The organism is Vibrio coralliilyticus ATCC BAA-450 (genome assembly GCF_000176135.1).
Taxonomy (GTDB): Bacteria; Pseudomonadota; Gammaproteobacteria; order Enterobacterales; family Vibrionaceae; genus Vibrio; species Vibrio coralliilyticus.
In genome coordinates, this window is sequence record NZ_ACZN01000013.1 from 289,603 (window position 1) to 312,933 (window position 23,331).

Genomic DNA, 23,331 nt, shown 5'->3' on the forward strand with positions numbered 1-23,331 from the left:
CGTAACTCTGAAGATTGAGTTACGATTTTTGTGTTTGTTGCAGGCGTTGCAGCATCTGCTCTGGTGGTAAGTAGCCACCAACCATTTCACCGTTTGGTAGGAAAATCGCTGGCGTACCGCTGATACCTAACTCACGTCCAAGCGCATAATGCTCTTTGATGATTTCCTGATACTTGGCGAAGTCTTTGCTCTTCTCAGGGAATTCACGTTTTACCTTACCATTATGCATGGCAGCTTGAGGATCATCTGAACCCCAAATCGTTGCCATTTGATCCGCAACAGACCCCGTTGCGCCCTGACGTGGGTATGCCATGTAACGAATAGTAATACCCAAGTCGTTGTAGTCTTTCATTTGGCTATGAAGACGTACACAGTAACCACAAGTAATATCCGTGAAGACAGTGATAACGTATTTCTCGTCTTTGGCCTTAAACTCGATCATGCTGTCTTTGAAGGTTTCAATTTTAGCCGCATTGATCGGTGCCTGACGTTTCGCCAGTACATCTTCATACTGACCATTGCCATCAAGCTTATAAAGTGTACCCGCTAAAAAGTACTCACCGTCTGGCGAAGCGAAAAGAATTCCGCCACTAGTCTGCACTTCGACTAAGCCATCGATCTCTGCAGGAACAACTTGTTTCACTTCTAGTCCTAGCTTGCCAAAACGCTCTTCAAGCTGAGCTTTATCAAATTTTACTTCCGCTGCAGATACTGCCTGTGCTGCCACAAGCAGTGGTAACGTAAGTAGAGTCATTCGGCGTAGTACGCTCATTCAATTCACCTTATTTTTAATATGATAAGAGATAATCCCTTATGCTCTTGGATGATGTTCACTGTGTAGCTGTTTTAGCCGTTCTGTCGCTACATGAGTATAAATTTGTGTCGTCGACAAGTCGCTGTGCCCGAGTAACATCTGCACTACGCGCAGGTCGGCGCCGTAGTTGAGCAAGTGCGTCGCAAAAGCATGGCGCAATACGTGAGGCGATAACATTTCGGTATCGATACCAGCCAAAACCGCATAGTGCTTAATACGGTACCAGAATGTCTGTCGAGTCATCTGGCGTGCTCGTTTACTCGGAAAGACGACATCAGATGTAGTTTCCCCAAGTAACTCAGACCTGCCTTGTTGGATAAAAGTTTCAATCCAATCGACTGCATTTTCACCCATTGGTACCAAACGCTCTTTACCGCCCTTACCTGTAACACGAACAACGCCCTGACGAAGGCTGACGTTTTCCATCGTCAAGCTGACCAATTCGGTCACACGCAAGCCTGTCGCATAGAGTAATTCCAACATGGCTTTATCACGCAGTTCCATCGCATCGTTTGGATCCGGCGCATTCAGTAGTGCTTCAACCTGCTCTTCGCTCAGGTCTTTGGGTAGCCTCTTAGGTAACTTAGGGCTGACCAATAAAGCACTAGGATCATCCGCTCGCACTTTTTCTCGATGCAGATACTGAAATAAGCGACGAATTGCAGACAGCATACGGGCTCGTGAGGTCTGCTTGTATCCCTGATCCATTAACCAACTTTGGTAGTCCTGTAAACCAGACAGGCTAATAAAATCGAGCCTGTAGTTATTTTCAGTCATCCACTGGAGTAGTTTGGATAGATCATTGCGATAAGATGCCAGCGTATTTTCCGACAACCCTCGCTCCAACCACATCGCATCCAGAAACTGCTCCACCATCCCCTGATCGGGCGACATCACTTCTGACACAGTAATCCTCAACTTTATGATATGCGCTCAATGTAAGTGCCACGCAGCAATAAAGCCATAAAAATTGCCATTCGATATGGATATTCGCTGCAAAGCTCGCCATTTTGTGTTTAGAATTCGCTATTGATTCAAAATAATGAAAAAGAAAGTGATGAAAATTGGTCTGTTTTACGGTTCTACGACTTGCTACACAGAAATGGCAGCGGAGAAAATGCGTGCCATCATAGGTGAAGAACTGGTGGATATCCGCAATGTCAAAGAAACGCCTCTGGCAGAGATGGCTGATTATGACTTTCTGATTTTAGGCATTTCAACTTGGGATTTCGGCGAAATTCAAGAAGACTGGAATGAGATATGGGATCAAATCGATGGCGTATCACTAAATGGCAAGACCGTCGCATTGTTCGGCTTAGGCGATCAAGAAGGCTATGGCGAATGGTATCTGGATGCAATGGGCATGTTGCACGACGAACTGAAGAAGACAGGCGCTAACCTGATTGGTTACTGGCCAAACGATGAAAGCTACGAGTTTGAAGCATCAAAGGCGCTGACGGAAGATGGCAGCCAATTTGTCGGCCTCGCTCTAGACGAAGATTCTCAGTATGAGTTAAGCGACGAGCGCATTGCGACTTGGATTGAACAAGTCTTAGTGGAATATCAGGAAACGCTATAAAAGCGGGATGCGGGAACGGGCTTCGCTCTTCAGATAAGTGGATAAACTAAACTTGCCCACTTTGATTGAGGGCTCACTCCAGTTTTCCTGCAGCTCGTTCCCGAAGGACGAAGTTCGTTGTTATTGCTAAGAACGTAGCGCGTTTCGATACCTCACCCAATCAAACACCAAACCCGGATCAGTTTTGCGCAATGGGGCAATATATTGATGACCTGTGATTCTGGGTAAGGTGATTTTAGGGTACTGACGTTGTATCGATTGGGTCAGTTCACTGAGGGCTTGATATTGCTCATCGGTATACGCGATGTAATCACAACCTTCCAATTCAATACCAATTGAGTAGTCGTTGCACTTTTCTCGCCCCGCAAAACTTGATACCCCCGCATGCCACGCTCTTGCTGTAAACGGCACAAACTGCACCACTTCACCATTACGCCTTATCAGACAATGCGCAGAGACGCCCATCTGATGAATAACCTTAAAAAACGGATGCTCTTCAGCGTTCAGTTGCCCCGTAAAAAACTGCTCAATGTAAGGCCCGCCGAATTGGCCTGGCGGCAAGCTGATGTTATGTACCACCAGCAAGGAGATATCCGTTACATCGGTTCGTTGATCAAAAAAGGGAGACGGAACATGTCTGGCACCTTGATACCAACCGCTTTCATCAATCATGTTTGTCTCCTTTTGCTTACCAAGCTCTTGATTTTAGACTTTCAATGGTGAAATACCAGAATAATGGCTGAATTTCCCTCGCAGTCATCGTATCATGCGCACCTTATGTTCAACTGCCTATTAGATTTGCAATGAAAGAAACCCACAATAGCCAAGAACGTCTTGAATATTTGAAGCAGCATTTACCTCTGGAAATCTCTCGCTCCGTTACCGAAACCATAAAAGAAGATCTCGGTGGTACTTTAGATCCAGCCGCTGATATCACCGCAAGTCTAATCCCCGCTGATGCTCACAACGAAGCCACCATCATTACCCGTGAACACGGCGTATTTTGTGGTCAAGCATGGGCTGATGAGGTGTTCAAGCAACTGGGTGGGGAAGTAAAGATTGAATGGCACGTGCAAGATGGCGATACAGTTGAACCCGATCAGGTACTTTGTCACCTTTCTGGTCCTTCACGCGCGTTACTAACCGGCGAACGTAATGCGATGAACTTTATCCAAACCCTATCAGGTTGTGCCACTATTACTGCAGAGTATGCAAAGCATCTCGAAGGCACAGACTGTCGACTGCTGGATACCCGTAAAACCATCCCAGGCCTACGTAGCGCACTAAAGTACGCCGTTGCGTGTGGCGGTGGTTTCAATCACCGTATCGGTGTTTTCGATGCCTATCTAATTAAAGAAAATCACATTATTGCCAACGGCGGCATTGCTCAAACGATTAAGAACGCTAAGCAGTTGAATCCGGGCAAACCCGTTGAAGTTGAAACAGAAAGCTTAGAAGAACTGACTGAGGCCATTAAGGCCGGTGCTGACATCATCATGCTTGATAACTTCACTACCGACATGATGCGTGAAGCGGTAAGAATCAATGCTGGTCGCGCTGCGCTAGAAAACTCAGGTAATGTCACTCTAGAAACCCTGCGTGAATACGCTGAAACGGGGGTCGACTACATTTCTGTTGGCGCTCTCACCAAGCACGTCAAAGCCATGGACTTGTCGATGCGCTTTAAATAGTCCAATGAATTAGAGAAAAAGGGAGGCGATGCCTCTCTTTTTTCGTTTTGAAAGCCGTCCCTCTCCCAAGCATAAAGTGTCTCAGATCGACTTCACGTGAAACTCGCATGTGAAATACTGACTAATCACCACTTACCTACTCGACTCCCCACTTCACCAAAGTATTCTCAATCTTTCTCTAACAATTACTCTTCAGCGACTCAAATCGAACAGCGTTGGAGAGCAACATGACTTTATCCAGAGTCAATACATCAAGAGGATTTACCCTGATAGAGCTAATGATCGTTGTAGCGATCATCGGCATATTGTCTGCTTTTGCCGTACCAGCCTACCAAAACTACACCATGCGTGCCCATGCAAGCGATATGCTAAGTGCCACTTCTTCAATGAAGACCGCTGTGGGGATATGCTTGTCAAATAATGCTTCAGCCGCTAGCTGCACTTCGGGCAGTAACGGCATACCCTCTCAGCAAAACTTCAACGGTTTCTACGTTTCAGCTCAGGCAAGCGGAGCTATTAGCATCATCAAAGCCGCATTGTCTGGAGCGAAAGGATCACTGCCGAGTAACGCCAGCGTAAGTCTGACTCCTGATGCTTCCAACAACGGGCTATCATGGACTGTCAGCTGTAGCGGTACAGACAGCCAAAACTGGTGCCCGAGTCACTAGCCATGAGTGAACTGCCCTTCTTGCTAAAAAAAGCCTATAAAATTAGTGAAGAACAAGCCCTGCAAGCAATATCAGCTACAGAAACCCGACAAATTGAGGCGTATTCTGCTCTGCTAGAGATTAGTGACCTGACATCCAAACAGCTGACAGCAGCTATCAGTGAGCTCTATGCTCTCCCCATCGTGTCGTTAGATGACTTCGATTATCGAACTTGTTGCGAGCAGCTCGGCATTGGCGACTTAATTCGCAGCCACACGGCACTGCCACTAGAAGTAGAGCGACAACATCTTACTCTAGCGCTCGCTGATCCTTCCATTTCCGAGATAGAACAAGAATTTCGTTTTGCAACTGGCCTAGCAATCAAACTCGTATTGGCCGAGTTACCGACTTTAGCCCGTGCGATAAACAACCTATATGGAGCTCAAAGCGCCAGTGACTCTTTAGGCTACAAAGAGGTTAGCGTCCTAGACCTTGAACAATTAGTCGAAGCTGAAGAACATGAATTAATAGACAGTGAGGATCTCAATCACGATAGCTCGCCAATCAGTCGCTATATCCAGCAGATACTGCTGGATGCCGTACGTAAGCAAGCTTCTGATATCCATTTTGAACCTCATGAATCATGGTTTCGCGTCCGGTTTCGTTGTGATGGCTTGCTTGTTGAAGTGCAGCGACCTCCTCAGCACCTATGCCAAAGGTTAACCGCCAGACTAAAAATCCTCGCTAAGCTGGACATCGCCGAGCGCAGACTCCCGCAAGATGGTCGTATCACTCTCAATGTGACTCAAACTGATTCTATCGACATACGTGTATCGACTCTGCCTACCATATGGGGTGAAAAAATTGTCCTTAGATTGCTCGACAACAGAATGACCAGCTTTGACTTAAGCAGCCTTGGCTACAATCACATTCAAAGCGAAAGCTATCGTCAGGCACTAACCAAGCCTCAGGGACTAATTCTAATCACTGGCCCCACGGGAAGCGGTAAGACTCTGTCTTTATACAGTGGACTTAACATCATCAATCAGAATGAGATCAACATCGCGACGGCAGAGGACCCCGTAGAGATTCACCTAACAGGAATCAATCAGGTGCAAATTCAACCTCAAATCGGCTTTGATTTCGCTCAGGCACTCAGAGCCTTTCTACGTCAGGATCCCGATGTGGTTATGGTGGGTGAAATTCGCGATCGAGAAACTGCCGAGATAGCCACCAAAGCGGCTCAAACAGGCCATTTAGTCCTTTCAACACTCCATACCAACTCAGCAGCAGAAGCTATTCTTCGCCTCCAGAATATGGGAATAGAAGCTTTCAACCTTGCTGCTTCTCTTAGCCTCATCATTGCTCAGCGTTTGATCAGGTGCCTATGCCCTCAATGCAAGCGCCCTACAAAAGTCCAGACAGGTCAATATGAGGCTTCTTCTGAAGGTTGTCAGGACTGCAACCAAGGCTACTCAGGACGAACTGGTATTTATGAAGTACTCACAGTGACACCTGAAATTGCGCAAGCTATTAACGACGACGCCACAGCTCACCAGATTGAGGACTTAGCGATACAACAAGGCATGCAAACATTACCGCACTCGGGCTTAGAAAAATTGGCCCAAGGTATCACTAGTCAGGCAGAACTGCAGCGAATGCTGTTCTAGTAATCTACATGAAAGTCAAATTGAGACTGTACAAATGGCAAGGTATCAACACATCAGGTGCTCGGGTTAGAGGGAAAATGTTGGCAATGTGTGAAGCGCAGGTGATTAACCAACTTAATGAGCGCAACGTTCAAGTACGTCTCATTCATCATCGTTCTCCTTCCAGCTATCAGCGAATGAAGCACCGCATAAAAGCCAGTGACATCACCCGATTCACTCGTCAATGGTCAACTATGCTAATGTCCGGCTTGAACATTACTACATCGCTTAAACTGATTGCGAAAAACACTCATTGCGCTGAAATGAAATCCGTCCTGTGGCTTATTCAGCAACAACTCCAATCTGGTCAATCTGTTTCACAGTCGCTCAAGCAATCATCTCGATATTTTGATTGTCTTTACTTAGATATTGTTCGAGTGGGAGAACAGACAGGTCGCCTTTCCGAATCCCTGGAACGGATTGCGAGCTATCGAGAAAAGTCAGAGCAGCTCAAGGCCAAAGTCCTGCGTGCCGCTATATACCCCAGCATAGTGGTCATGACGGCTTTAATTGTCGCATTCTTAATGCTCACCCAAGTTATTCCTGAATTTGAGAGCATGTTTGGCGGATACGGGGCACAGCTGCCTTGGTTCACTCAGCAAGTGCTGGCTTTATCTCAGACAACGCAACATCACAGCATCCATCTCACGACAGGCATTCTTCTCGCAGCCCTGAGCATTACGCTTGGTTATCGCTGTTCGAGTCGCTTTCGCTTTTGGCTTGATGAAATCAAAACCCACTTACCGATTGTTGGCAATGTGCTAGTGAAAGCTTCATTAGCTCGCTTCAGTCATACGCTTGCTATTAGCCTGAACTCTGGATTACCCATCATTTCAAGCTTAAATATCGCGGCACGTACCACTGATAACCGTCACTATCAGCGAATCATCGAACAAGTCACACAGCAGGTAAGCACTGGAGTTGCATTGAATGCGGCAATGCGTAGGTCAGGCAATATTCCCGAGCTTCTATTGCAAATGATCATGATAGGGGAAGAATCCGGTCAACTTGACAAGATGCTCAACCAAATCGCCAATCAATATGAAGCAGAGGTTGAGTCTGTCATCGAGAATCTGGGCAAAGCTATCGAGCCCATGCTCATCCTGCTACTTGGCGGGTTGGTGGGAAGTTTGGTGATCGCTATGTATCTGCCTATCTTTAACTTAATGAACATTATGGGATAGTATATCCGCCATAACTCAAATACGACGTGCACAACCAGCTGAATCATTTATGGATCTGTTTAACTATTACCCGTGGTTGTTTCCCACACTTGCCACTATTTTTGGCCTGATCATTGGCAGTTTTCTCAACGTAGTAATCCACCGTTTACCACAAATGATGGAGCGAGAGTGGCGACACGAGTGTGCTGAAAGCTTCCCAGAATACGGTATCGCTCCTCCACACGGTACCTATAACCTCAGTATTCCTCGCTCCACCTGCCCAAGCTGTAAAACGCAAATCCGTAATCTCGACAATATCCCAGTTATTAGCTGGCTACTTTTGCGTGGTAAATGTCGTGCCTGTCAGGCCAAAATTAGCCCTCGCTATCCGTTGGTTGAGTTGCTGTCAGGTGCAATGAGCTTTGCTATTGCTTATCAGTTTGAACTGAGCGCTTTTGCCATCGCCCTGCTATTTTTTACCTTCGTCCTGATTGCGGCAACATTCATTGATTTTGATACCATGCTGCTGCCAGACCAGCTTACCTTTCCGCTAATTTGGTCAGGTATTGCTCTTGCCTTATTAGACTTCAGCCCGGTTTCCCTGCAAGATTCTGTTATTGGGGCTATGGCGGGTTATTTATGTTTATGGTCTGTCTACTGGGGCTTCAAGTTACTCACTGGTAAAGAAGGCATGGGCTATGGAGATTTCAAACTTCTTGCCGCACTAGGCGCTTGGTTAGGTTGGCAGTACTTGCCTGTTATCGTGTTACTTTCCTCATTAGTAGGCCTAGTCTTTGGCATTATTCAACTGCGACTACAAAAGCAAGGTATAGATAAAGCTTTTCCATTCGGCCCTTATCTCGCTATTGCGGGATGGGTCAGTGCCATGTGGGGAGAGAACATCATAAATTGGTACTTCACACAAATCTTGGGGATCTGATATGCCTTTTGTTGTCGGATTGACTGGCGGCATTGCCAGTGGAAAAACCACCGTAGCCAACCTTTTTCAAAGCCAATTTGGCATTGAGATTGTTGACGCTGATGTCGTGGCTAGGGAAGTGGTTGAACCCGGAAGTGAAGGCTTAAAAGCCATTGAGGAGCGTTGGGGATCAGGTATCTTATTACATGACGGAACATTAAACCGAGCTAAGCTTAGAGAAGTCATCTTTGCTAATGAAGAGGAAAAAGCTTGGATCAATGGATTGCTTCACCCCATGATTCGCGAAAAAATGCTGGCTGATATCGCTAAGGTTACATCACCCTACGGTTTGTTGGTGATTCCGTTAATGGTCGAAAACAACCTGCAAAGCTTGGCAGATAGAGTCTTGGTAGTTGATGTAGACAAACAAACCCAAATGCGGAGAACAGTGGAAAGAGACGGTGTTCCACTGGAGCAAGTGGAGTCAATCTTAGCTGCGCAAGCTAGTCGTACACAACGGCTGGCGATCGCAGATGATGTGATTAAAAATAATGCAACAAACCAAGAACTTTTGCCTCAAATCACAGAATTACATCAAAAGTACCTAGAAATATGTAGGGAAAATCGGTGAGAATAAAGGAAGAAGAATCTAAGGCCGCATGTAATGACAACGCACTTTTTTGAACATCCATTAAATGAGAAAACTCGCATATATCTGCGCGTTGAAGCTTTGCTGAATCAGTTAAGTGTTTCTTCTCAATTTAGTGATGACATGCAGCACTTGTTGTTCTTTCGTTCCTTGTTTGATCTATTAGAAATCTTCGAACAAATACAGTTAAAAAGTGAACTGGCTAAAGACATTGAAAAACAGCGCTTAACCTATCGCTCATGGCTTGATGTCGAAGGAGTCGATCAGGACATGCTAAGTAACATCCTGGCTGAAGTCGATAATGTGCACAGCAAGTTGATGGCGGCAGAACGTTTTGGTCAAAGCCTGAAAGAAGATCGTTTTCTCAGTGCTATACGCCAAAGGTTCAACTTACCCGGCGGATCATGCTGCTTTGACCTACCAGCTCTGCACCATTGGCTGCACTTACCTGTAGAGCAGAAAACCAGAGACACTAACCTCTGGTTGGATACACTTCAGCCCCTGACAGACGCTCTCAAACTTTGGTTGCGCCTAACTCGTGAAACAGGCCACTTCCAACCACAAGAAGCCGCAGCTGGTTTCTACCAAAGTGATGCAGAGGATGCCAATATTCTACGCCTCGAAATTCCAATGCAATACGGTGTGTTCCCTATGATTTCCGGCCATAAAAACCGTTTTGCGATTAAATTTATCAACTTTGCTTCAGGACAAGCTTCCGTTGATAACATTCAATTCCGTCTGGCAGTATGTAGCTAACTGAGATAGCGCTATACTCGACCAGAGTTCAACATTTTCAGAGATAATCCCATGTCCAAAATTACCATCGTACCTTGCCCAAAATGCGGTACAGAAGTCGAGTGGGGAGAACAAAGCCCTTACCGTCCATTCTGCAGTAAACAATGCCAAATGATCGACTTTGGTGAATGGGCCGATGAAGAGAACAGTATTCCAGGCGCACCGGATATGTCAGATTCTGATGGATGGTCTGAGGAGCAATATTAACTGAGGCGTGTCATTTACTCAGGCATAGAGGGCTGGTGTGAGAACATCAGCTCTTTTATTATCTAACCGTAACGCTCAGGTTGTTTTATAAAGCTACTTTTGTTTTAGCTAAGGACGTAGATATTTTCCTTTCTAACCTAGAAAGAGCGATTGAGTTTGGCAGTACATGAGCACCAATAACAAGGGTAGATAGGAAGTTATATACAACGAATAAAAAAGCGGAGGCCTAAGGCCTCCGCTAATACTATGAGAACGCTAGTTATAGCATTACTTCTTAGCAAGCTTCTCTTTAATACGAGCTGACTTACCAGAACGCTCACGTAGGTAGTACAGTTTGGCACGACGTACTGCACCGCGGCGTTTAACTTCAATGCTATCAACCATTGGAGAGTGAGTTTGGAACGTACGCTCTACACCTTCACCGTTAGAAATCTTACGTACAGTGAATGCAGAATGTAGACCACGGTTACGAACACCGATTACAACGCCTTCAAAGGCCTGTAGACGCTCACGGTCACCTTCTTTTACCTTAACTTGAACAACAACTGTGTCACCAGGTGCAAAGTTAGGTAGGTCTTTTTTCATTTGCTCTTCTTCAAGAGCCTTGATGATGTTACTCATTTTCAATATTCCTAGAATAAACTGATACTAAATTTAATAGGTTACTTCGCGTTATGTTCTTTAATGAACTCAGCGAGTAATAATTCCTGTTCGTCAGTCAGAGCTAGGTTTTCCAGGAGCTCTGGTCTTCTTATCCAGGTACGGCCTAACGACTGCTTGAGTCGCCAGCGACGAATGTCCTTATGGTTACCGGATTTCAGTACTGTAGGTACCTCTTCTCCATCTAACACTTCCGGACGCGTATAGTGCGGACAGTCCAATAAACCATTGGCAAAAGAATCTTCTTCTGCTGACGCAAAATCTCCCAGTACTCCCGGTATAAACCGAGATACCGAGTCGATTAGCGTCATGGCTGGAATCTCTCCACCCGTCATCACGAAATCTCCGATTGACCATTCTTCGTCAACCTCAGATTGGATGATACGCTCATCTACCCCTTCGTAGCGGCCGCAAATCAGAAGTAAATTCTCATTTGTTGCCAGCTCTTCCACCCCTTGCTGATCGAGTTTACGACCTTGAGGTGATAGGTAAATAACTTTCGTCTTACCCGGTGAGGCTTGTTTAGCGGTATGGATAGCGTCACGCAAAGGCTGAACCATCATAAGCATACCTGGGCCACCACCGTAAGGTCTGTCATCGACAGTTCGATGCTTGTCGTGAGTGAAATCACGAGGATTCCAAGTCTCAATCGACAAGAGACCTTTCTTAACCGCTTGACCTGTTACCCCAAAATCAGTAACAGAACGGAACATTTCAGGAAATAGGCTAATTACGCCAACCCACATGTTTATCTCGCTCTGGTAATTTGGAGTTTAGAATCCAGGATCCCAGTCAACTTCGATCCGTTGAGCTTCACGATCAATCAACTTGATCACTTGCTCTTCAAGGAACGGAATTAATCGTTCCTTTTGCCCAAAAGCATCTTTCAAATTTGCTTTAACCACCAAAACATCGTTGGAACCCGTTTCAAGCATGTCAGAGACAGTGCCTAAGTCATAACCTTTATCAGTTACAACCTGCATTCCAATCAAATCACGCCAGTAGAACTCATCTTCTGGCAATTCTGGCAGTACCGCAGGGTCAATTGCGATTTCAAAGTTAGTCAGTAATTGCGCTTCTTCACGCACGTCCAGACCTTCCAGCTTTACCACCAAACCTTTGTTATGGCGCTTCCAGCTTTCTACTTTTCGCTCAACCCACTCACCTTTCTGGTTAATAAACCAAGGTGCGTAATCAAATATGCTTTCGGTATTGTCTGTGTAGGAAAAAACTTTAAGCCAACCACGAATGCCGTAAGTAGCACCAAACTTACCTACAACAATTTTCTCGCTGCTCATTGTTTCTTTACCTTTCATCGACATAAGCTAATTACTACTTCTTAAATTAAGAATTAAGCCGCTTTTTGAGCGTCTTTAACTAGCTTAGCTACGCGGTCAGATAGAGATGCGCCTTGACCAACCCAGTGGTTAACGCGGTCTAGGTCTAGACGTAGACCTTCTTCTTGACCTTTAGCAGTTGGGTTGAAGAAACCAACTTTCTCAATGAAACGGCCAGTTGCAGCGTTGCGGCTGTCCGCTACTACGATTTGATAAAATGGACGCTTCTTAGCGCCGTGACGTGCCAAACGAATGGTTACCATGTCGTCCTCTTTGCTTTCTCAAAAATAAAATTAACCCCAGGAACCGCTTAATGAAAAACAGTTTGGGGTCTCGTGCCAAAATAAAGCTCCGGAATTTTACTCTTATTCCGGAGCAATGCAAGGTCTTTAGCTACTTTTTCACCAACATAAAACGAAACTTAAGTTTGTGACCGAGCTAACACCTTGAAATTTTTATTGCGGATGCGAATTAGCGACCAAATGGGTTAAAACCGCCACCACCACCCATGCCGCCCATACCACCCATCATGCCTTGCATGTTGCGCATCATGCCTTTCATGCCACCCTTCTGCATTTTCTTCATCATTTTTTGCATCTGAGTGAACTGTTTTAATAGGCGGTTGACGTCTTGAACCTGAGTACCAGAGCCCGCAGCAATACGCTTCTTACGTGATCCCTTGATCAATTCAGGACGCTGGCGCTCTTTCATGGTCATAGAGTTGATGATGGCTTCCATTTGCTTAAACATCTTATCGTCAACTTTGTCTTTGACGTTATCTGGTAAGTTGTTCATGCCCGGTAGCTTATCCATCATGCCCATCATGCCGCCCATGTTCTGCATCTGACCAAGTTGTTCACGGAAGTCTTCAAGGTCGAAGCCTTTCTTCTCTTTAAACTTCTTAGCCAGCTTCTCTGCTTTCTCAGTATCAACATTACGTTGTAGATCTTCGATAAGCGACAGTACGTCACCCATACCAAGAATACGTGAAGCAACACGATCAGGGTGGAATGGTTCTAGTGCATCGGTTTTCTCACCGACACCCAAGAATTTAATTGGTTTACCTGTGATATGACGAACCGAAAGTGCCGCACCACCACGCGCATCACCATCGACCTTGGTTAGAATCACACCCGTCAGTGGTAACGCATCGCCAAACGCTTTCGCTGTGTTTGCGGCATCCTGACCAGTCATTGCATCGACAACAAACAGAGTTTCAACAGGATCAATTGCAGAGTGAAGCTCTTGGATCTCCCCCATCATCTGCTCATCGATCGCTAGGCGACCTGCAGTATCGACAAGAAGAACGTCATAGAATTTCTTCTTCGCATGGTCTATCGCGGCATTAGCAATATCAATCGGCTTTTGATCAGGCGAAGATGGGAAGAAATCGACACCAATGTCTGAAGCCAGCGTTTCTAGCTGTTTGATCGCCGCTGGGCGATAAACGTCCGCAGAAACAACCAAGACTTTCTTCTTGTCTCTCTCTTTTAACAACTTAGAAAGCTTACCAACCGAGGTGGTTTTACCTGCACCTTGCAAACCTGCCATTAGGATCACAGCTGGCGGCTGTGCAGCAAGGTTTAGAGCCTCATTGGACTCACCCATCACGGCTTCAAGTTCAGATTGAACAATCTTAATGAACTCTTGGCCAGGGGTTAGAGACTTAGAAACCTCTACGCCCACGGCGCCTTCTTTTACGCGTTTGACAAAATCACGTACAACCGGAAGAGCGACGTCGGCTTCAAGCAGCGCCATGCGCACTTCACGCAAAGTGTCTTTTATATTGTCTTCGGTCAAACGACCTTTACCGCTGATATTCTTCAGCGTTTTGGATAATCGATCCGTTAAATTCTCAAACATCTTAGTCTCTTTACCTGAGCGACTCACAGTGTAGTCGCCCTAAAATGGCGACAAATTACTGTGAGTATACCTTAGCCAGTCCTTGCTTTGCACTGCCGTGATAACATTTGATCTCTCCCGTGACACAAATCAGGGAGATAAGTCATAGCCCAAGCTGTTGATGCAAGGTATAATTTATTAAAAATCCACCAGATCTTAGAAAAGAATGGACAACTTAATCGCCGTTGCTGCTGCAATACTCTATTTCTTAGCAATAGCAACCATAGTACCGGGGCTTGTACATCAAACAGGGATCCGAGCCAAAACTGTCTTGATCAGTGCTTTCTTAGCGCTCGCTTTTCATGCCTGGTTATTAAGTGATTTGATTATTGAAGGATCAGGGCAGAATTTGAGTATCCTCAATGTCGCTTCCTTGATCAGTTTTATTATTTCTCTGGTTTTAAGTCTGGCGATGCTGAGAACACGCCTATGGTTTCTTTTGCCCGTAGTATATAGCTTTGCAGCAATAAACTTATCTGCAGCCGCTTTCTTACCCAGTACGTTTATTACTCATTTAGAGCAAGATCCAAAACTGCTGATCCACATTTCTCTGGCGCTTTTCTCATACTCAACGCTCACCATTGGTGCTCTTTATGCTCTGCAACTAGCTTGGTTAGATCACAAACTAAAAACCAAAAAAGCCTTAGTGATTAACCCGAACCTACCACCATTGCTGATGGTCGAGCGACAGCTCTTTAAGATCATCTTGGTTGGTAACCTGCTGCTAACCGGCACCCTGCTCACTGGCTTTATTTTTGTGCAAGATATGTTTGCTCAAGGAAAAGCGCACAAAGGCATCTTGTCCTTTATTGCTTGGGTGGTCTACTCCATTCTGCTCTGGGGTCACTATCAGAAAGGATGGCGGGGTCGAAAAGTGACTTGGTTTGCCGTTGCCGGAGCGACTTTGCTGACACTGGCTTATTTTGGCAGCCGCTTTGTTCGCGAGATCATTCTTAACTAATTGATATTCAAAGGTGCATAGACTGCACCTTTCTTTTACAATACTTCGCCCGATACCTGAGATTGACTTAGCGCTTTTGTTAGGTCATAAATTAATCAAACATCAAAAGGAAAAGATAAGTTTTGGACGACATATCAACGGGTCTCTTGTTTGCGCTACTCGCGTGTCTGATTGTTATTTCAGGATATTTCTCAGGTTCAGAAACCGGCATGATGGCTCTGAATCGCTACCGTCTCAAACACCTTGCGAATAATGGGCATAAAGGCGCTAAACGCGTCGAAAAGCTATTGGATCGCCCAGATCGTTTGATTGGTTTGATTTTAATTGGTAATAACCTCGTCAATATTCTCGCCTCAGCAATCGCGACTATTCTTGGAATGCGCTTATACGGTGACATCGGAGTTGCCATTGCAACGGGTGCGTTAACTATGGTGATCCTCGTTTTCGCAGAAGTAACACCAAAAACGCTCGCAGCACTCTACCCCGAACGTGTTTCCTACGCGAGCAGTATCCTTCTCAGCATCTTGATGAAGTTACTGTCACCACTAGTGATGCTGGTTAACTTCATTACTAATGGTTTTATACGCTTGCTTGGTATTCGGGCTAATCACGGCGGTGATGATCATCTAAGCTCAGAAGAACTGCGTACTGTCGTTAACGAAGCAGGAAGCCTGATCCCAAGACGCCACCAAGATATGTTGATTTCCATCCTCGATCTAGAGCATGTCACTGTTAATGACATCATGGTGCCTAGAAACGAAATCACAGGCATCGATATTAATGATGACTGGAAATCTATTGTTCGCCAGCTGACCCATTCTCCTCATGGTCGCGTCGTGCTATACCGCGACCAGATTGACGAAGTCGTCGGTATGCTGCGCTTGCGTGAGTCTTACCGCCTGATGCTGGAAAAAAACGAATTTAACAAAGAGACTCTGCTCAGAGCCGCAGACGAAGTTTACTTTATTCCTGAAGGCACTCCGCTCAATATTCAGCTGTTGAAGTTTCAGCGAAATAAAGAACGTATCGGACTTATCGTCAACGAATACGGTGACATCATTGGCTTGATTACACTAGAAGATATTCTGGAAGAAATTGTTGGCGAGTTCACCACTTCGATTGCACCAAGTCTGTCTGAAGAAATCACCCCACAGGGTGATGGCAGCTTCTTAATTGAAGGCAGTGCGAATATTCGCGATATCAACAAAGGGTTAATGTGGAAGCTACCAACTGACGGCCCTCGTACATTGAATGGTTTGATCCTTGAGCATTTAGAGGACATTCCTGAAAGCCACCTGAGCGTTCAAGTGTCGGGTCACCCAATGGAAATCGTCGAGTTAGAAGAGAACCGTATTAAGCTGGTAAAAGTGTTTCCAAGTAACGCTAAAGAAAGTTAATAAATAGCAGAGCGAAAAATAATAAAGCCTTGGCAATGCCAAGGCTTTTTCTTTACTTAAGAAGCATTTATTCTTCGTTCATGCTGAACAGGCTTTCCATGTTCAGACCTTGTTTGATCAGGATCTCTCTTAAACGACGTAGGCCTTCAACCTGAATCTGACGAACACGTTCACGAGTTAGGTTAATTTCACGTCCTACTTCTTCCAGTGTTGACGGCTCGTAGCCCAATAATCCAAAACGACGTGCTAAGACTTCTTTCTGCTTAGGATTCAGTTCATCCAACCAATGGATCAATGAAGATTTGATATCATCGTCTTGTGTGGACACTTCAGGATCAGAGTTGTTCACATCAGGAATAATATCTAGCAGTGCTTTTTCACCATCACCACCGATAGGGGTGTCTACAGAACTAATTCGTTCGTTGAGGCGTAGCATCTTGCTGACATCGTCGACTGGCTTGTCGAGTTGTGTAGCAATCTCTTCTGCTGTTGGTTCATGGTCCAGCTTCTGTGATAACTCACGAGCAGTACGCAGATAGATGTTCAGTTCTTTGACCACATGAATAGGCAAACGTATGGTGCGAGTTTGATTCATCAAAGCACGTTCAATCGTTTGACGGATCCACCATGTAGCATAGGTCGAGAACCGGAATCCTCTCTCTGGGTCAAACTTTTCAACCGCGCGAATCAAGCCTAAGTTGCCTTCTTCAATCAGATCAAGCAGAGCAAGCCCACGGTTGCTGTATCGACGGGAAATTTTCACCACTAAGCGAAGATTACTTTCAATCATTCGTTTACGCGCAGCTTCATCACCTCTTAGGGCACGGCGAGCGTACAAAACTTCTTCTTCTGCGGTGAGTAGTGGAGAGAAACCAATTTCTCCCAAGTAAAGTTGAGTGGCATCCAAGCTTTTTGTGGAAGCGTCAAACTCCTCTTTGGCGTCCTCTGCTTGGGTGCGGTTGGCGGTAGTAAGCCCGTTTGCCTGAATCGATTCCATTGTTGGTTCAAGCTCGAACTCTTCGACTTTCGTTGCTGTATTGCTGATACTCATAGCGCCTCCCCCTGGCGAGCTAGCAAGACATTACTACTTCTAATGTCGCTATTTACCTATTAAGTATTAGGGTAAGTAGCGTTTTGGATTCACTGACTTACCTTGATAGCGAATTTCAAAGTGTAGACGAACACTGTTGGTTCCAGAACTGCCCATTGTTGCGATTTTCTGGCCTGCTTTTACACTTTGTCCTTCGTGTACGAGCAACCGTTCATTATGCGCATAAGCACTGAGGTAGTTATCGTTATGTTTGATAATCACGAGATTACCATAACCGCGCAGCGCGTTACCCGAATAAACAACGGTGCCATTAGCTGTAGACGTTATCGGCTGACCTCGCTGTCCTGCAATGTCGATGCCTTTATTCCCTTGGTCTCCAGCTGAGAAGTTTTTGATTACCCTCCCTTTGGTTGGCCATAACCATTTAGAGATTTTCTCATTCTTTGGTTTAGAGCTACTGACCGATTTGTTAACGTTTTGTTTACTTTTAGAACCAACATACTCCTTTGATTTTGATTGATCAACCTTCTTAACTGGATCTTTTTTAACCACTTTTTGTTTGCTTTGCGTGCCTTTAGAGCTAACCGCTTGATTCGAGTTTTTACTCGATTTTATAGATGATGTTGATACCGCTGCGACAACAACAGGTGCAGATACCGCACCAGCGCCTGTACCACCGTACGCTGGCGGGTTATAGGCAGGTTGCCAAAGTTTTAGTTTTTGACCAGGAAAGATGGTGTATGGCGCCGTTAAGCCATTGTAACGAATGATATCTTTTACATCTTTATCTGTGACGTACGCAATAAAGTAAAGCGTATCACCTTTCTTGACCTGATAGTAACTGCCTCGGTAGCTACCACGTGAGATAGAACTGTAGTCTTTGTTGAGACCTGAAACTGGCGCAGGGGAATGAGCAGCACATCCAATCAGTATGCTACTTAAAGCCACAACAGGAATAAACTTAGACCAACACTTCATAGTTAAGCAAGTTCACCAGCAATCAGGGGAACAAAACGTACATCTTCGATAATTTGAGATAAAAACTCATCGCCCTGACGGGTAATTTTCAGTAACTGCTGGACACCTTCACCGACCGGAATCACCAGAATGCCTCCTTCCGAGAGTTGCTCAAGCAGTACAGGAGGCACGGAAGCTGCCGCTGCGGTGACAATAATTGCGTCAAATGGTCCTTTCACGGCCCAGCCTTGCCAACCATCTCCATGCTTCGTCGATACATTATAAATATCCAGTTGCTTAAGGCGACGCTTTGCCTCCCACTGGAGAGACTTGATGCGCTCTATCGAATAAACATGATCCACCAACTGAGCTAGTACAGCCGTCTGATAACCAGAGCCGGTCCCCACTTCTAAGACTTTGCTTGTCGAGCGAAGTTCAAGCATTTCGGTCATCTTAGCAACAATATAGGGCTGAGATATGGTCTGCCCCTGACCGATGGGTAATGCGTTGTTGTCATACGCTTGATGTACCATCGCCTGAGAAACAAACCGTTCTCGCGGCAAAGCATAAATTGCGTTGATCACGTTTTGATCCTGAATGCCGCTGGCGACCAGAAAGTCGATCAATCTATCGGCATGTGGATTCATCATTCTTACTTGTCCTTCAACCAGTTATCCATACTGCGTAACGACTCATGAGCCGTCAGGTCTACTTGGAGCGGGGTAAGTGAAACAAAACCCTGCTCGATGGCATAGAAATCAGTACCTTCTCCAGCATCCTGTTCCTTACCCGGAGGCCCTAACCAATAAATATCATGACCTCGCGGATCTTGCTGCTTGATCATCGCTTCCGCGTGATGGCGCGCACCTAACCTAGTGACACTGATACCTTTCAGCGCATCAGATGGCAGATCGGGAATATTGATATTTAATAATCTATTGGTTGGTATCGGAGCCGTAAGGTGCTGCTCGACAATGTCTCTTGCGATATGAGCAGCCGTTGCAAAGTGAGTTTTACCTACCAAAGAAAAAGCTATCGACTGAACCCCAAGGAAATGCCCTTCCATTGCAGCAGCCACCGTACCGGAATAAAGCACATCATCACCCAAGTTCGCACCATGATTAATACCCGTCAGTACCAAATCCGGAAGGTCATCTTTCATCAGCTCATTTAATGCAAAGTGCACACAATCGGTAGGTGTTCCCTGAACAGAATATATACCTGCCGATAACTCTTTGACACGCAGAGGTTGTTCAAGTGTAAGTGAGTTTGATGCTCCAGAGCGATTTCGATCAGGCGCCACAATGGTAATGTCGGCAAGGTCGCTCAATGCTTCAGCCAAAGCATGAATCCCCTCAGCATGCACTCCATCATCGTTACTTAATAATATTTTCAGCGCTTTCTTATTCATTCGTAGCTGCGCTCCACTTCCTGTTCCTGAATAAGCTCACGAATGATTGCGGTGGCGAAACAGCCAGCATCCAAAGAGAATCGCAATGTTATTGTGTCCTGCTCAACACTCCAAGAGAGCTCCTGAGGTTTTAGCGCTACAGGTCGGCGGTCATGGCGCATACGATTTCCGCGAATCAGAGCCATCAAGTCAGGCTCAGCATCCAGATAGGGCTGTTCCAAAGCCAGCGCCTTCTCTGTAGTAGGCAAAGCATTGTCACCCGCCATCGCTGCCGTTATCTGGGCATCGCCTTGCTTAACGGTCTCGTTAAGTTCTGCCAGTGCTTCTGATTCAGCAATGACAACGCCTTCAGAAGCCTGAATACAATCACCTTCAATAACCTGATTAAACACATCTTGTTCAATGCGTTGTGACACTATGTTGTTGAAGATCCACGAGCGTGCTGCCGAAAGATACAAGCTTCTTTTATTTTGGTTTCGAGTGCGCACATTCTCACGGCCCCAACGTCTTGCTTCATTGAGATTGTTACCGTTGTTCCCGAAACGCTGACTACCAAAATAATTTGGAACACCGTGTTGGCGGATGGATTCCAGTCGCACAAGTACATCTTCGACATCACTTACTTCTGTCAACGTGATGATAAAATCGTTTCCGATTAAATCACCTGGGCGTAATTTTTTGTTGTGGCGGCTGGTTTCAACAATCTCAATACTTGGATGTTGGCTGAGAAACGCTCTGAAATCAGGAGTATCCCCTTTAGGCAGATGAACACTTAACCACTGCTCAGTCACAGCATGACGATCTTTTAAACCAGCCCAGCTGACATCTTTCGATTTCACGCCGCAGGCTTTCGCCAGCTCATTTGCAACAAAGCTGGTGTTCTCTCCCGTCTTACGGATACGCACCATCAGATGCTCCCCTTCGCCAGTAAAGGCAAAGCCAAGATCCTCGTTAACCTGAAAATGCTGCGGCTGGGCTTTCAACTTCCCCGTGGCTTGAGGTTTTCCATTCAAATAGGCAAGTGAAGATAAAATGTCAGTCATAATGTTACCGTTACCCCTTTAAGCGATAGTCACCAAGGCGTAGTTTTTATTGTTGTTTTATAAGTAATACGACCGCTTCGGTCGCAATACCTTCTTTGCGGCCAGTGAAACCAAGGCGCTCAGTCGTTGTCGCTTTGACATTCACATTGCCAATATCCGTTTCAAGGTCTTGCGCAATTACTTCACACATCGCCGTGATATGCGGGGCCATTTTGGGTGCTTGAGCCATAATGGTGACGTCCGCATTTCCCAGTATATACCCTTGTTCTTTAACTCTGCGGTACACGTCGCGCAGCAAATCTCGGCTGTCCGCCCCTTTCCATTCATCATCGGTATCAGGAAAGTGACGACCAATATCACCCGCTGCAATGGCTCCGAGTAAAGCGTCACATAGAGCATGTAGAGCAACATCACCATCTGAGTGAGCGATCAGCCCTTGCTCATACGGCACAGAAACACCACTTATAATTACCGGGCCTTCGCCACCAAACTTGTGAACGTCGAAGCCGTGACCAATACGAATCATGATTTATCCTTTATTACGATTAAGATAAAACTCTGCGAGCGCTAAATCTTCGGGCTGAGTAATTTTTATATTATCCGCCGAACCCTGTACCAGAGCTGGAGATTGCCCAGACCACTCCATTGCAGACGCTTCGTCAGTAATCGTAATACCTTTCAAAAGCGCCTCACTCAGGGCCGTGGTCAGCTGCTCAGTTTTAAACATTTGTGGAGTCAGTGCGTGCCACAGTGCTTCTCTATCTACAGTATGATCAATATTTTGACCTCTGTTTGCTCTTTTCATTGTGTCTCTAACAGGCGAAGCAAGAATGCCTCCAACCTCGTGCTGTAGTGACACCTCAATAAGCTTATCTAAATCTTGCTGTTTTACACATGGTCTGGCGGCGTCATGCACCATCACCCAATCGGCGAACTGATGGTCACAAACGAACTTCAGCCCAGACAATACGGAATCTGCTCGCTCCTTTCCTCCATCCACTTTTACCACCTGCGGGTTTTGAGCAATAGATAGCAGCGGAAAGTATGGATCACCGTCGGTAATCGATACGATGACTTTGTCTATTTTAGGGTGTTGCAGTAGTTTCTCGACGGTATGCTCAAGGACGGCTTTATCGTTAATAGATAGGTACTGCTTTGGGCGATCTGCCTGCATGCGACTGCCAACACCAGCAGCAGGGACTATAGCGACAATGGAAGGGTTCACTTGCGTCATGCTTAGTTGCCATCTCCGACAATGCGGTAAAACGTCTCACCTTCTTTTACCATTCCCAGTTCATGGCGAGCACGCTCTTCGATAGCGTCTAGCCCCTGGCGAAGGTCATCAATTTCAGCAAACATTTCATTGTTTCGGTTCTGCAGATTGCCATTGACCTGATGCTGAACTTCAATTTCAGCATTGACCGACTGAAACTCAGAAATGCCATTTTTGCCCAGCCACAAGGTGTACTGCAGCCAGCCTAATAACGAGAGTAAAGTTAGGGCAAAAATTCGCATAAAATATTCTAAGAATGAGAGATATAGAAAGACCACATATATATCATAATGTCGCTTTTCAAGCGAGATTGACGCATGTGGTCTTTACAAAGATATTGATTAACTTCTGCGCTTACTGCAGGAGTAAGAATGCAAACAAGCCGAAGCCGAGGATTAATCGGTAAATCACGAAAGGTGTCATCCCCATTCTAGAGATCAGTTTCAGGAAGAAATGAATACATACGTAGGCGCTGATAAACGAGGTTACGATCCCTGTCAGCAAAACGCCTAGATAAATAGGGTCGCCACTGCTCACCAATTTCAGACCTAAGTAACCACCAGCCAATAAAATGATAGGGATAGACATGAGGAAAGAAAATCTTGCAGCCGCTTCACGGGTAAAGCCTAAGTACAATGCTGCCGTGATTGTCGCGCCAGAACGAGAAGTGCCAGGAATCATGGCTAGTGCCTGAGCAACACCGATAAACAATGCTTTCTTCCAATCTGCCTGATACTCATCATCCGCGAGGCTGGCATGTTTATCGACATACCACAGCAATAGGCCAAAAACGATGGTGGTGGTCGCAATCACCCATGCACTGCGCAGATACAATTCTATAAAGTCTTTCATTAGCAAACCAAACACACACGCAGGAATGGTTGCTAGAATGATCATCCACGCCAGTTTTGCTTCTTTACTGCGATCACCCTTAAAAATAGACGCGAAAAAGGCCGACAGTAACGACACTACTTCACTACGGAAATAGATCATGACAGCTGCCAACGTGCCAACGTGCACTGCCACATCGAACGCTAAACCTTGATCTTCCCAGCCCAATACTGCTGAAGGCAGGATTAAGTGCGCTGAGCTGGAAATAGGCAAAAACTCGGTAAGACCTTGTATTAAGGCCAGAATAAACGCTTCAAAATAACTCATTAGATACT

The 23,331-nt window shown here is 45.7% G+C and carries 28 protein-coding genes; 11 read left to right on the plus strand and 17 right to left on the minus strand.

The window, feature by feature from the left end:
* Positions 1-19: 19 nt before the first annotated feature.
* Positions 20-772, minus strand: a complete 753-nt coding sequence (locus VIC_RS04630) for a thioredoxin fold domain-containing protein (RefSeq protein ID WP_006958128.1) — start codon at positions 770-772, stop codon at positions 20-22.
* Between the two features lie 39 nt (positions 773-811).
* Complete coding sequence (gene xerD, locus VIC_RS04635; protein ID WP_031343348.1) at positions 812-1,708, minus strand: site-specific tyrosine recombinase XerD; 897 nt, start codon at positions 1,706-1,708, stop codon at positions 812-814.
* A 163-nt stretch (positions 1,709-1,871) separates the two neighbouring features.
* Between xerD and fldB the strand changes: the two genes are divergently transcribed.
* Positions 1,872-2,393: a flavodoxin FldB gene (gene fldB, locus VIC_RS04640; protein WP_038163561.1), complete on the plus strand. Its 522-nt coding sequence runs from the start codon at positions 1,872-1,874 to the stop codon at positions 2,391-2,393.
* A gap of 126 nt (positions 2,394-2,519) precedes the next feature.
* Here fldB and ampD read toward each other — a convergent pair whose 3' ends face one another.
* A complete protein-coding gene (gene ampD, locus VIC_RS04645) occupies positions 2,520-3,065 on the minus strand; it encodes a 1,6-anhydro-N-acetylmuramyl-L-alanine amidase AmpD (RefSeq protein WP_006958131.1) in 546 nt (181 codons plus the stop codon).
* A gap of 131 nt (positions 3,066-3,196) precedes the next feature.
* Between ampD and nadC the strand changes: the two genes are divergently transcribed.
* The 8 genes from nadC (at position 3,197) to yacG (ending at position 10,173) form a co-directional block, all read left to right on the plus strand.
* Positions 3,197-4,084: a carboxylating nicotinate-nucleotide diphosphorylase gene (gene nadC / locus VIC_RS04650; RefSeq protein WP_006958132.1), complete on the plus strand. Its 888-nt coding sequence runs from the start codon at positions 3,197-3,199 to the stop codon at positions 4,082-4,084.
* A 227-nt stretch (positions 4,085-4,311) separates the two neighbouring features.
* Positions 4,312-4,752, plus strand: coding sequence for a pilin (locus tag VIC_RS04655; protein WP_031343346.1), 441 nt, complete (start codon positions 4,312-4,314; stop codon positions 4,750-4,752).
* 2 nt (positions 4,753-4,754) lie between these two features.
* Complete coding sequence (gene pilB / locus VIC_RS04660) at positions 4,755-6,401, plus strand: type IV-A pilus assembly ATPase PilB (protein ID WP_006958137.1); 1,647 nt, start codon at positions 4,755-4,757, stop codon at positions 6,399-6,401.
* Positions 6,402-6,409: 8 nt separating this feature from the next.
* Complete coding sequence (locus tag VIC_RS04665; RefSeq protein WP_039951277.1) at positions 6,410-7,624, plus strand: type II secretion system F family protein; 1,215 nt, start codon at positions 6,410-6,412, stop codon at positions 7,622-7,624.
* A 49-nt stretch (positions 7,625-7,673) separates the two neighbouring features.
* Positions 7,674-8,543, plus strand: coding sequence for a prepilin peptidase (locus VIC_RS04670; protein WP_006958139.1), 870 nt, complete (start codon positions 7,674-7,676; stop codon positions 8,541-8,543).
* Between the two features lies 1 nt (position 8,544).
* Complete coding sequence (coaE, locus tag VIC_RS04675) at positions 8,545-9,153, plus strand: dephospho-CoA kinase (protein WP_006958140.1); 609 nt, start codon at positions 8,545-8,547, stop codon at positions 9,151-9,153.
* Positions 9,154-9,186: 33 nt separating this feature from the next.
* On the plus strand, positions 9,187-9,927 hold the full coding sequence (zapD, locus tag VIC_RS04680) for a cell division protein ZapD (protein ID WP_006958141.1): 741 nt from the start codon (positions 9,187-9,189) through the stop codon (positions 9,925-9,927).
* A gap of 51 nt (positions 9,928-9,978) precedes the next feature.
* Complete coding sequence (gene yacG, locus VIC_RS04685; RefSeq protein WP_006958142.1) at positions 9,979-10,173, plus strand: DNA gyrase inhibitor YacG; 195 nt, start codon at positions 9,979-9,981, stop codon at positions 10,171-10,173.
* A gap of 267 nt (positions 10,174-10,440) precedes the next feature.
* Here the strand turns inward: yacG and rplS are convergent, their stop codons facing one another.
* From rplS to ffh, 5 genes are all read right to left on the minus strand, one after another.
* Positions 10,441-10,794: a 50S ribosomal protein L19 gene (gene rplS, locus VIC_RS04690; protein WP_006958143.1), complete on the minus strand. Its 354-nt coding sequence runs from the start codon at positions 10,792-10,794 to the stop codon at positions 10,441-10,443.
* Positions 10,795-10,835: 41 nt separating this feature from the next.
* On the minus strand, positions 10,836-11,579 hold the full coding sequence (gene trmD / locus VIC_RS04695; protein ID WP_006958144.1) for a tRNA (guanosine(37)-N1)-methyltransferase TrmD: 744 nt from the start codon (positions 11,577-11,579) through the stop codon (positions 10,836-10,838).
* Positions 11,580-11,606: 27 nt separating this feature from the next.
* Positions 11,607-12,155, minus strand: a complete 549-nt coding sequence (rimM, locus tag VIC_RS04700) for a ribosome maturation factor RimM (protein ID WP_006958145.1) — start codon at positions 12,153-12,155, stop codon at positions 11,607-11,609.
* Between the two features lie 29 nt (positions 12,156-12,184).
* Complete coding sequence (gene rpsP, locus VIC_RS04705) at positions 12,185-12,433, minus strand: 30S ribosomal protein S16 (protein WP_005438039.1); 249 nt, start codon at positions 12,431-12,433, stop codon at positions 12,185-12,187.
* A 208-nt stretch (positions 12,434-12,641) separates the two neighbouring features.
* Positions 12,642-14,033, minus strand: a complete 1,392-nt coding sequence (gene ffh / locus VIC_RS04710; protein WP_006958146.1) for a signal recognition particle protein — start codon at positions 14,031-14,033, stop codon at positions 12,642-12,644.
* A gap of 205 nt (positions 14,034-14,238) precedes the next feature.
* Between ffh and VIC_RS04715 the strand changes: the two genes are divergently transcribed.
* A complete protein-coding gene (locus tag VIC_RS04715) occupies positions 14,239-15,033 on the plus strand; it encodes a cytochrome C assembly family protein (protein ID WP_038164050.1) in 795 nt (264 codons plus the stop codon).
* Between the two features lie 122 nt (positions 15,034-15,155).
* Complete coding sequence (locus tag VIC_RS04720) at positions 15,156-16,430, plus strand: HlyC/CorC family transporter (protein ID WP_006958148.1); 1,275 nt, start codon at positions 15,156-15,158, stop codon at positions 16,428-16,430.
* 67 nt (positions 16,431-16,497) lie between these two features.
* Here VIC_RS04720 and rpoS read toward each other — a convergent pair whose 3' ends face one another.
* The 9 genes from rpoS to VIC_RS04765 form a co-directional block, all read right to left on the minus strand.
* Entirely contained in the window at positions 16,498-17,481 is a 984-nt protein-coding gene (rpoS, locus tag VIC_RS04725; RefSeq protein ID WP_006958149.1) for an RNA polymerase sigma factor RpoS, read from the minus strand.
* Positions 17,482-17,547: 66 nt separating this feature from the next.
* Positions 17,548-18,459, minus strand: coding sequence for a murein hydrolase activator NlpD (gene nlpD, locus VIC_RS04730; RefSeq protein WP_006958150.1), 912 nt, complete (start codon positions 18,457-18,459; stop codon positions 17,548-17,550).
* Positions 18,460-18,461: 2 nt separating this feature from the next.
* Positions 18,462-19,088 carry a protein-L-isoaspartate(D-aspartate) O-methyltransferase gene (locus VIC_RS04735; protein WP_006958151.1) on the minus strand — a complete coding sequence of 209 codons (627 nt, stop codon included), beginning with the start codon at positions 19,086-19,088 and terminating at the stop codon, positions 18,462-18,464.
* Between the two features lie 2 nt (positions 19,089-19,090).
* Positions 19,091-19,834, minus strand: coding sequence for a 5'/3'-nucleotidase SurE (gene surE, locus VIC_RS04740; RefSeq protein WP_172845461.1), 744 nt, complete (start codon positions 19,832-19,834; stop codon positions 19,091-19,093).
* An 11-nt stretch (positions 19,835-19,845) separates the two neighbouring features.
* A complete protein-coding gene (truD, locus tag VIC_RS04745; protein WP_006958153.1) occupies positions 19,846-20,892 on the minus strand; it encodes a tRNA pseudouridine(13) synthase TruD in 1,047 nt (348 codons plus the stop codon).
* A 46-nt stretch (positions 20,893-20,938) separates the two neighbouring features.
* Positions 20,939-21,418, minus strand: coding sequence for a 2-C-methyl-D-erythritol 2,4-cyclodiphosphate synthase (gene ispF / locus VIC_RS04750; protein WP_006958154.1), 480 nt, complete (start codon positions 21,416-21,418; stop codon positions 20,939-20,941).
* A gap of 3 nt (positions 21,419-21,421) precedes the next feature.
* A complete protein-coding gene (ispD, locus tag VIC_RS04755) occupies positions 21,422-22,126 on the minus strand; it encodes a 2-C-methyl-D-erythritol 4-phosphate cytidylyltransferase (RefSeq protein ID WP_006958165.1) in 705 nt (234 codons plus the stop codon).
* Between the two features lie 2 nt (positions 22,127-22,128).
* Positions 22,129-22,407, minus strand: coding sequence for a cell division protein FtsB (gene ftsB, locus VIC_RS04760; RefSeq protein ID WP_006958167.1), 279 nt, complete (start codon positions 22,405-22,407; stop codon positions 22,129-22,131).
* 112 nt (positions 22,408-22,519) lie between these two features.
* The gene (locus VIC_RS04765; RefSeq protein ID WP_006958169.1) at positions 22,520-23,323 is read right to left on the minus strand and encodes an undecaprenyl-diphosphate phosphatase; all 804 of its coding nucleotides are present in this window, start codon (positions 23,321-23,323) and stop codon (positions 22,520-22,522) included.
* Positions 23,324-23,331 lie beyond the last annotated feature (8 nt).

Excerpts from the sequence above, each read along its gene's own strand:
- VIC_RS04630 (WP_006958128.1), bottom strand. The coding sequence starts at position 772 with ATGAGCGTACTACGCCGAATGACTCTACTTACGTTACCACTGCTTGTG.
- xerD (WP_031343348.1), bottom strand. The coding sequence starts at position 1,708 with ATGTCGCCCGATCAGGGGATGGTGGAGCAGTTTCTGGATGCGATGTGG.
- fldB (WP_038163561.1), top strand. The coding sequence starts at position 1,872 with ATGAAAATTGGTCTGTTTTACGGTTCTACGACTTGCTACACAGAAATG.
- ampD (WP_006958131.1), bottom strand. The coding sequence starts at position 3,065 with ATGATTGATGAAAGCGGTTGGTATCAAGGTGCCAGACATGTTCCGTCT.
- nadC (WP_006958132.1), top strand. The coding sequence starts at position 3,197 with ATGAAAGAAACCCACAATAGCCAAGAACGTCTTGAATATTTGAAGCAG.
- VIC_RS04655 (WP_031343346.1), top strand. The coding sequence starts at position 4,312 with ATGACTTTATCCAGAGTCAATACATCAAGAGGATTTACCCTGATAGAG.
- pilB (WP_006958137.1), top strand. The coding sequence starts at position 4,755 with ATGAGTGAACTGCCCTTCTTGCTAAAAAAAGCCTATAAAATTAGTGAA.
- VIC_RS04665 (WP_039951277.1), top strand. The coding sequence starts at position 6,410 with ATGAAAGTCAAATTGAGACTGTACAAATGGCAAGGTATCAACACATCA.
- VIC_RS04670 (WP_006958139.1), top strand. The coding sequence starts at position 7,674 with ATGGATCTGTTTAACTATTACCCGTGGTTGTTTCCCACACTTGCCACT.
- coaE (WP_006958140.1), top strand. The coding sequence starts at position 8,545 with ATGCCTTTTGTTGTCGGATTGACTGGCGGCATTGCCAGTGGAAAAACC.
- zapD (WP_006958141.1), top strand. The coding sequence starts at position 9,187 with ATGACAACGCACTTTTTTGAACATCCATTAAATGAGAAAACTCGCATA.
- yacG (WP_006958142.1), top strand. The coding sequence starts at position 9,979 with ATGTCCAAAATTACCATCGTACCTTGCCCAAAATGCGGTACAGAAGTC.
- rplS (WP_006958143.1), bottom strand. The coding sequence starts at position 10,794 with ATGAGTAACATCATCAAGGCTCTTGAAGAAGAGCAAATGAAAAAAGAC.
- trmD (WP_006958144.1), bottom strand. The coding sequence starts at position 11,579 with ATGTGGGTTGGCGTAATTAGCCTATTTCCTGAAATGTTCCGTTCTGTT.
- rimM (WP_006958145.1), bottom strand. The coding sequence starts at position 12,155 with ATGTCGATGAAAGGTAAAGAAACAATGAGCAGCGAGAAAATTGTTGTA.
- rpsP (WP_005438039.1), bottom strand. The coding sequence starts at position 12,433 with ATGGTAACCATTCGTTTGGCACGTCACGGCGCTAAGAAGCGTCCATTT.
- ffh (WP_006958146.1), bottom strand. The coding sequence starts at position 14,033 with ATGTTTGAGAATTTAACGGATCGATTATCCAAAACGCTGAAGAATATC.
- VIC_RS04715 (WP_038164050.1), top strand. The coding sequence starts at position 14,239 with ATGGACAACTTAATCGCCGTTGCTGCTGCAATACTCTATTTCTTAGCA.
- rpoS (WP_006958149.1), bottom strand. The coding sequence starts at position 17,481 with ATGAGTATCAGCAATACAGCAACGAAAGTCGAAGAGTTCGAGCTTGAA.
- nlpD (WP_006958150.1), bottom strand. The coding sequence starts at position 18,459 with ATGAAGTGTTGGTCTAAGTTTATTCCTGTTGTGGCTTTAAGTAGCATA.
- VIC_RS04735 (WP_006958151.1), bottom strand. The coding sequence starts at position 19,088 with ATGATGAATCCACATGCCGATAGATTGATCGACTTTCTGGTCGCCAGC.
- truD (WP_006958153.1), bottom strand. The coding sequence starts at position 20,892 with ATGACTGACATTTTATCTTCACTTGCCTATTTGAATGGAAAACCTCAA.
- ispF (WP_006958154.1), bottom strand. The coding sequence starts at position 21,418 with ATGATTCGTATTGGTCACGGCTTCGACGTTCACAAGTTTGGTGGCGAA.
- ispD (WP_006958165.1), bottom strand. The coding sequence starts at position 22,126 with ATGACGCAAGTGAACCCTTCCATTGTCGCTATAGTCCCTGCTGCTGGT.
- ftsB (WP_006958167.1), bottom strand. The coding sequence starts at position 22,407 with ATGCGAATTTTTGCCCTAACTTTACTCTCGTTATTAGGCTGGCTGCAG.
- VIC_RS04765 (WP_006958169.1), bottom strand. The coding sequence starts at position 23,323 with ATGAGTTATTTTGAAGCGTTTATTCTGGCCTTAATACAAGGTCTTACC.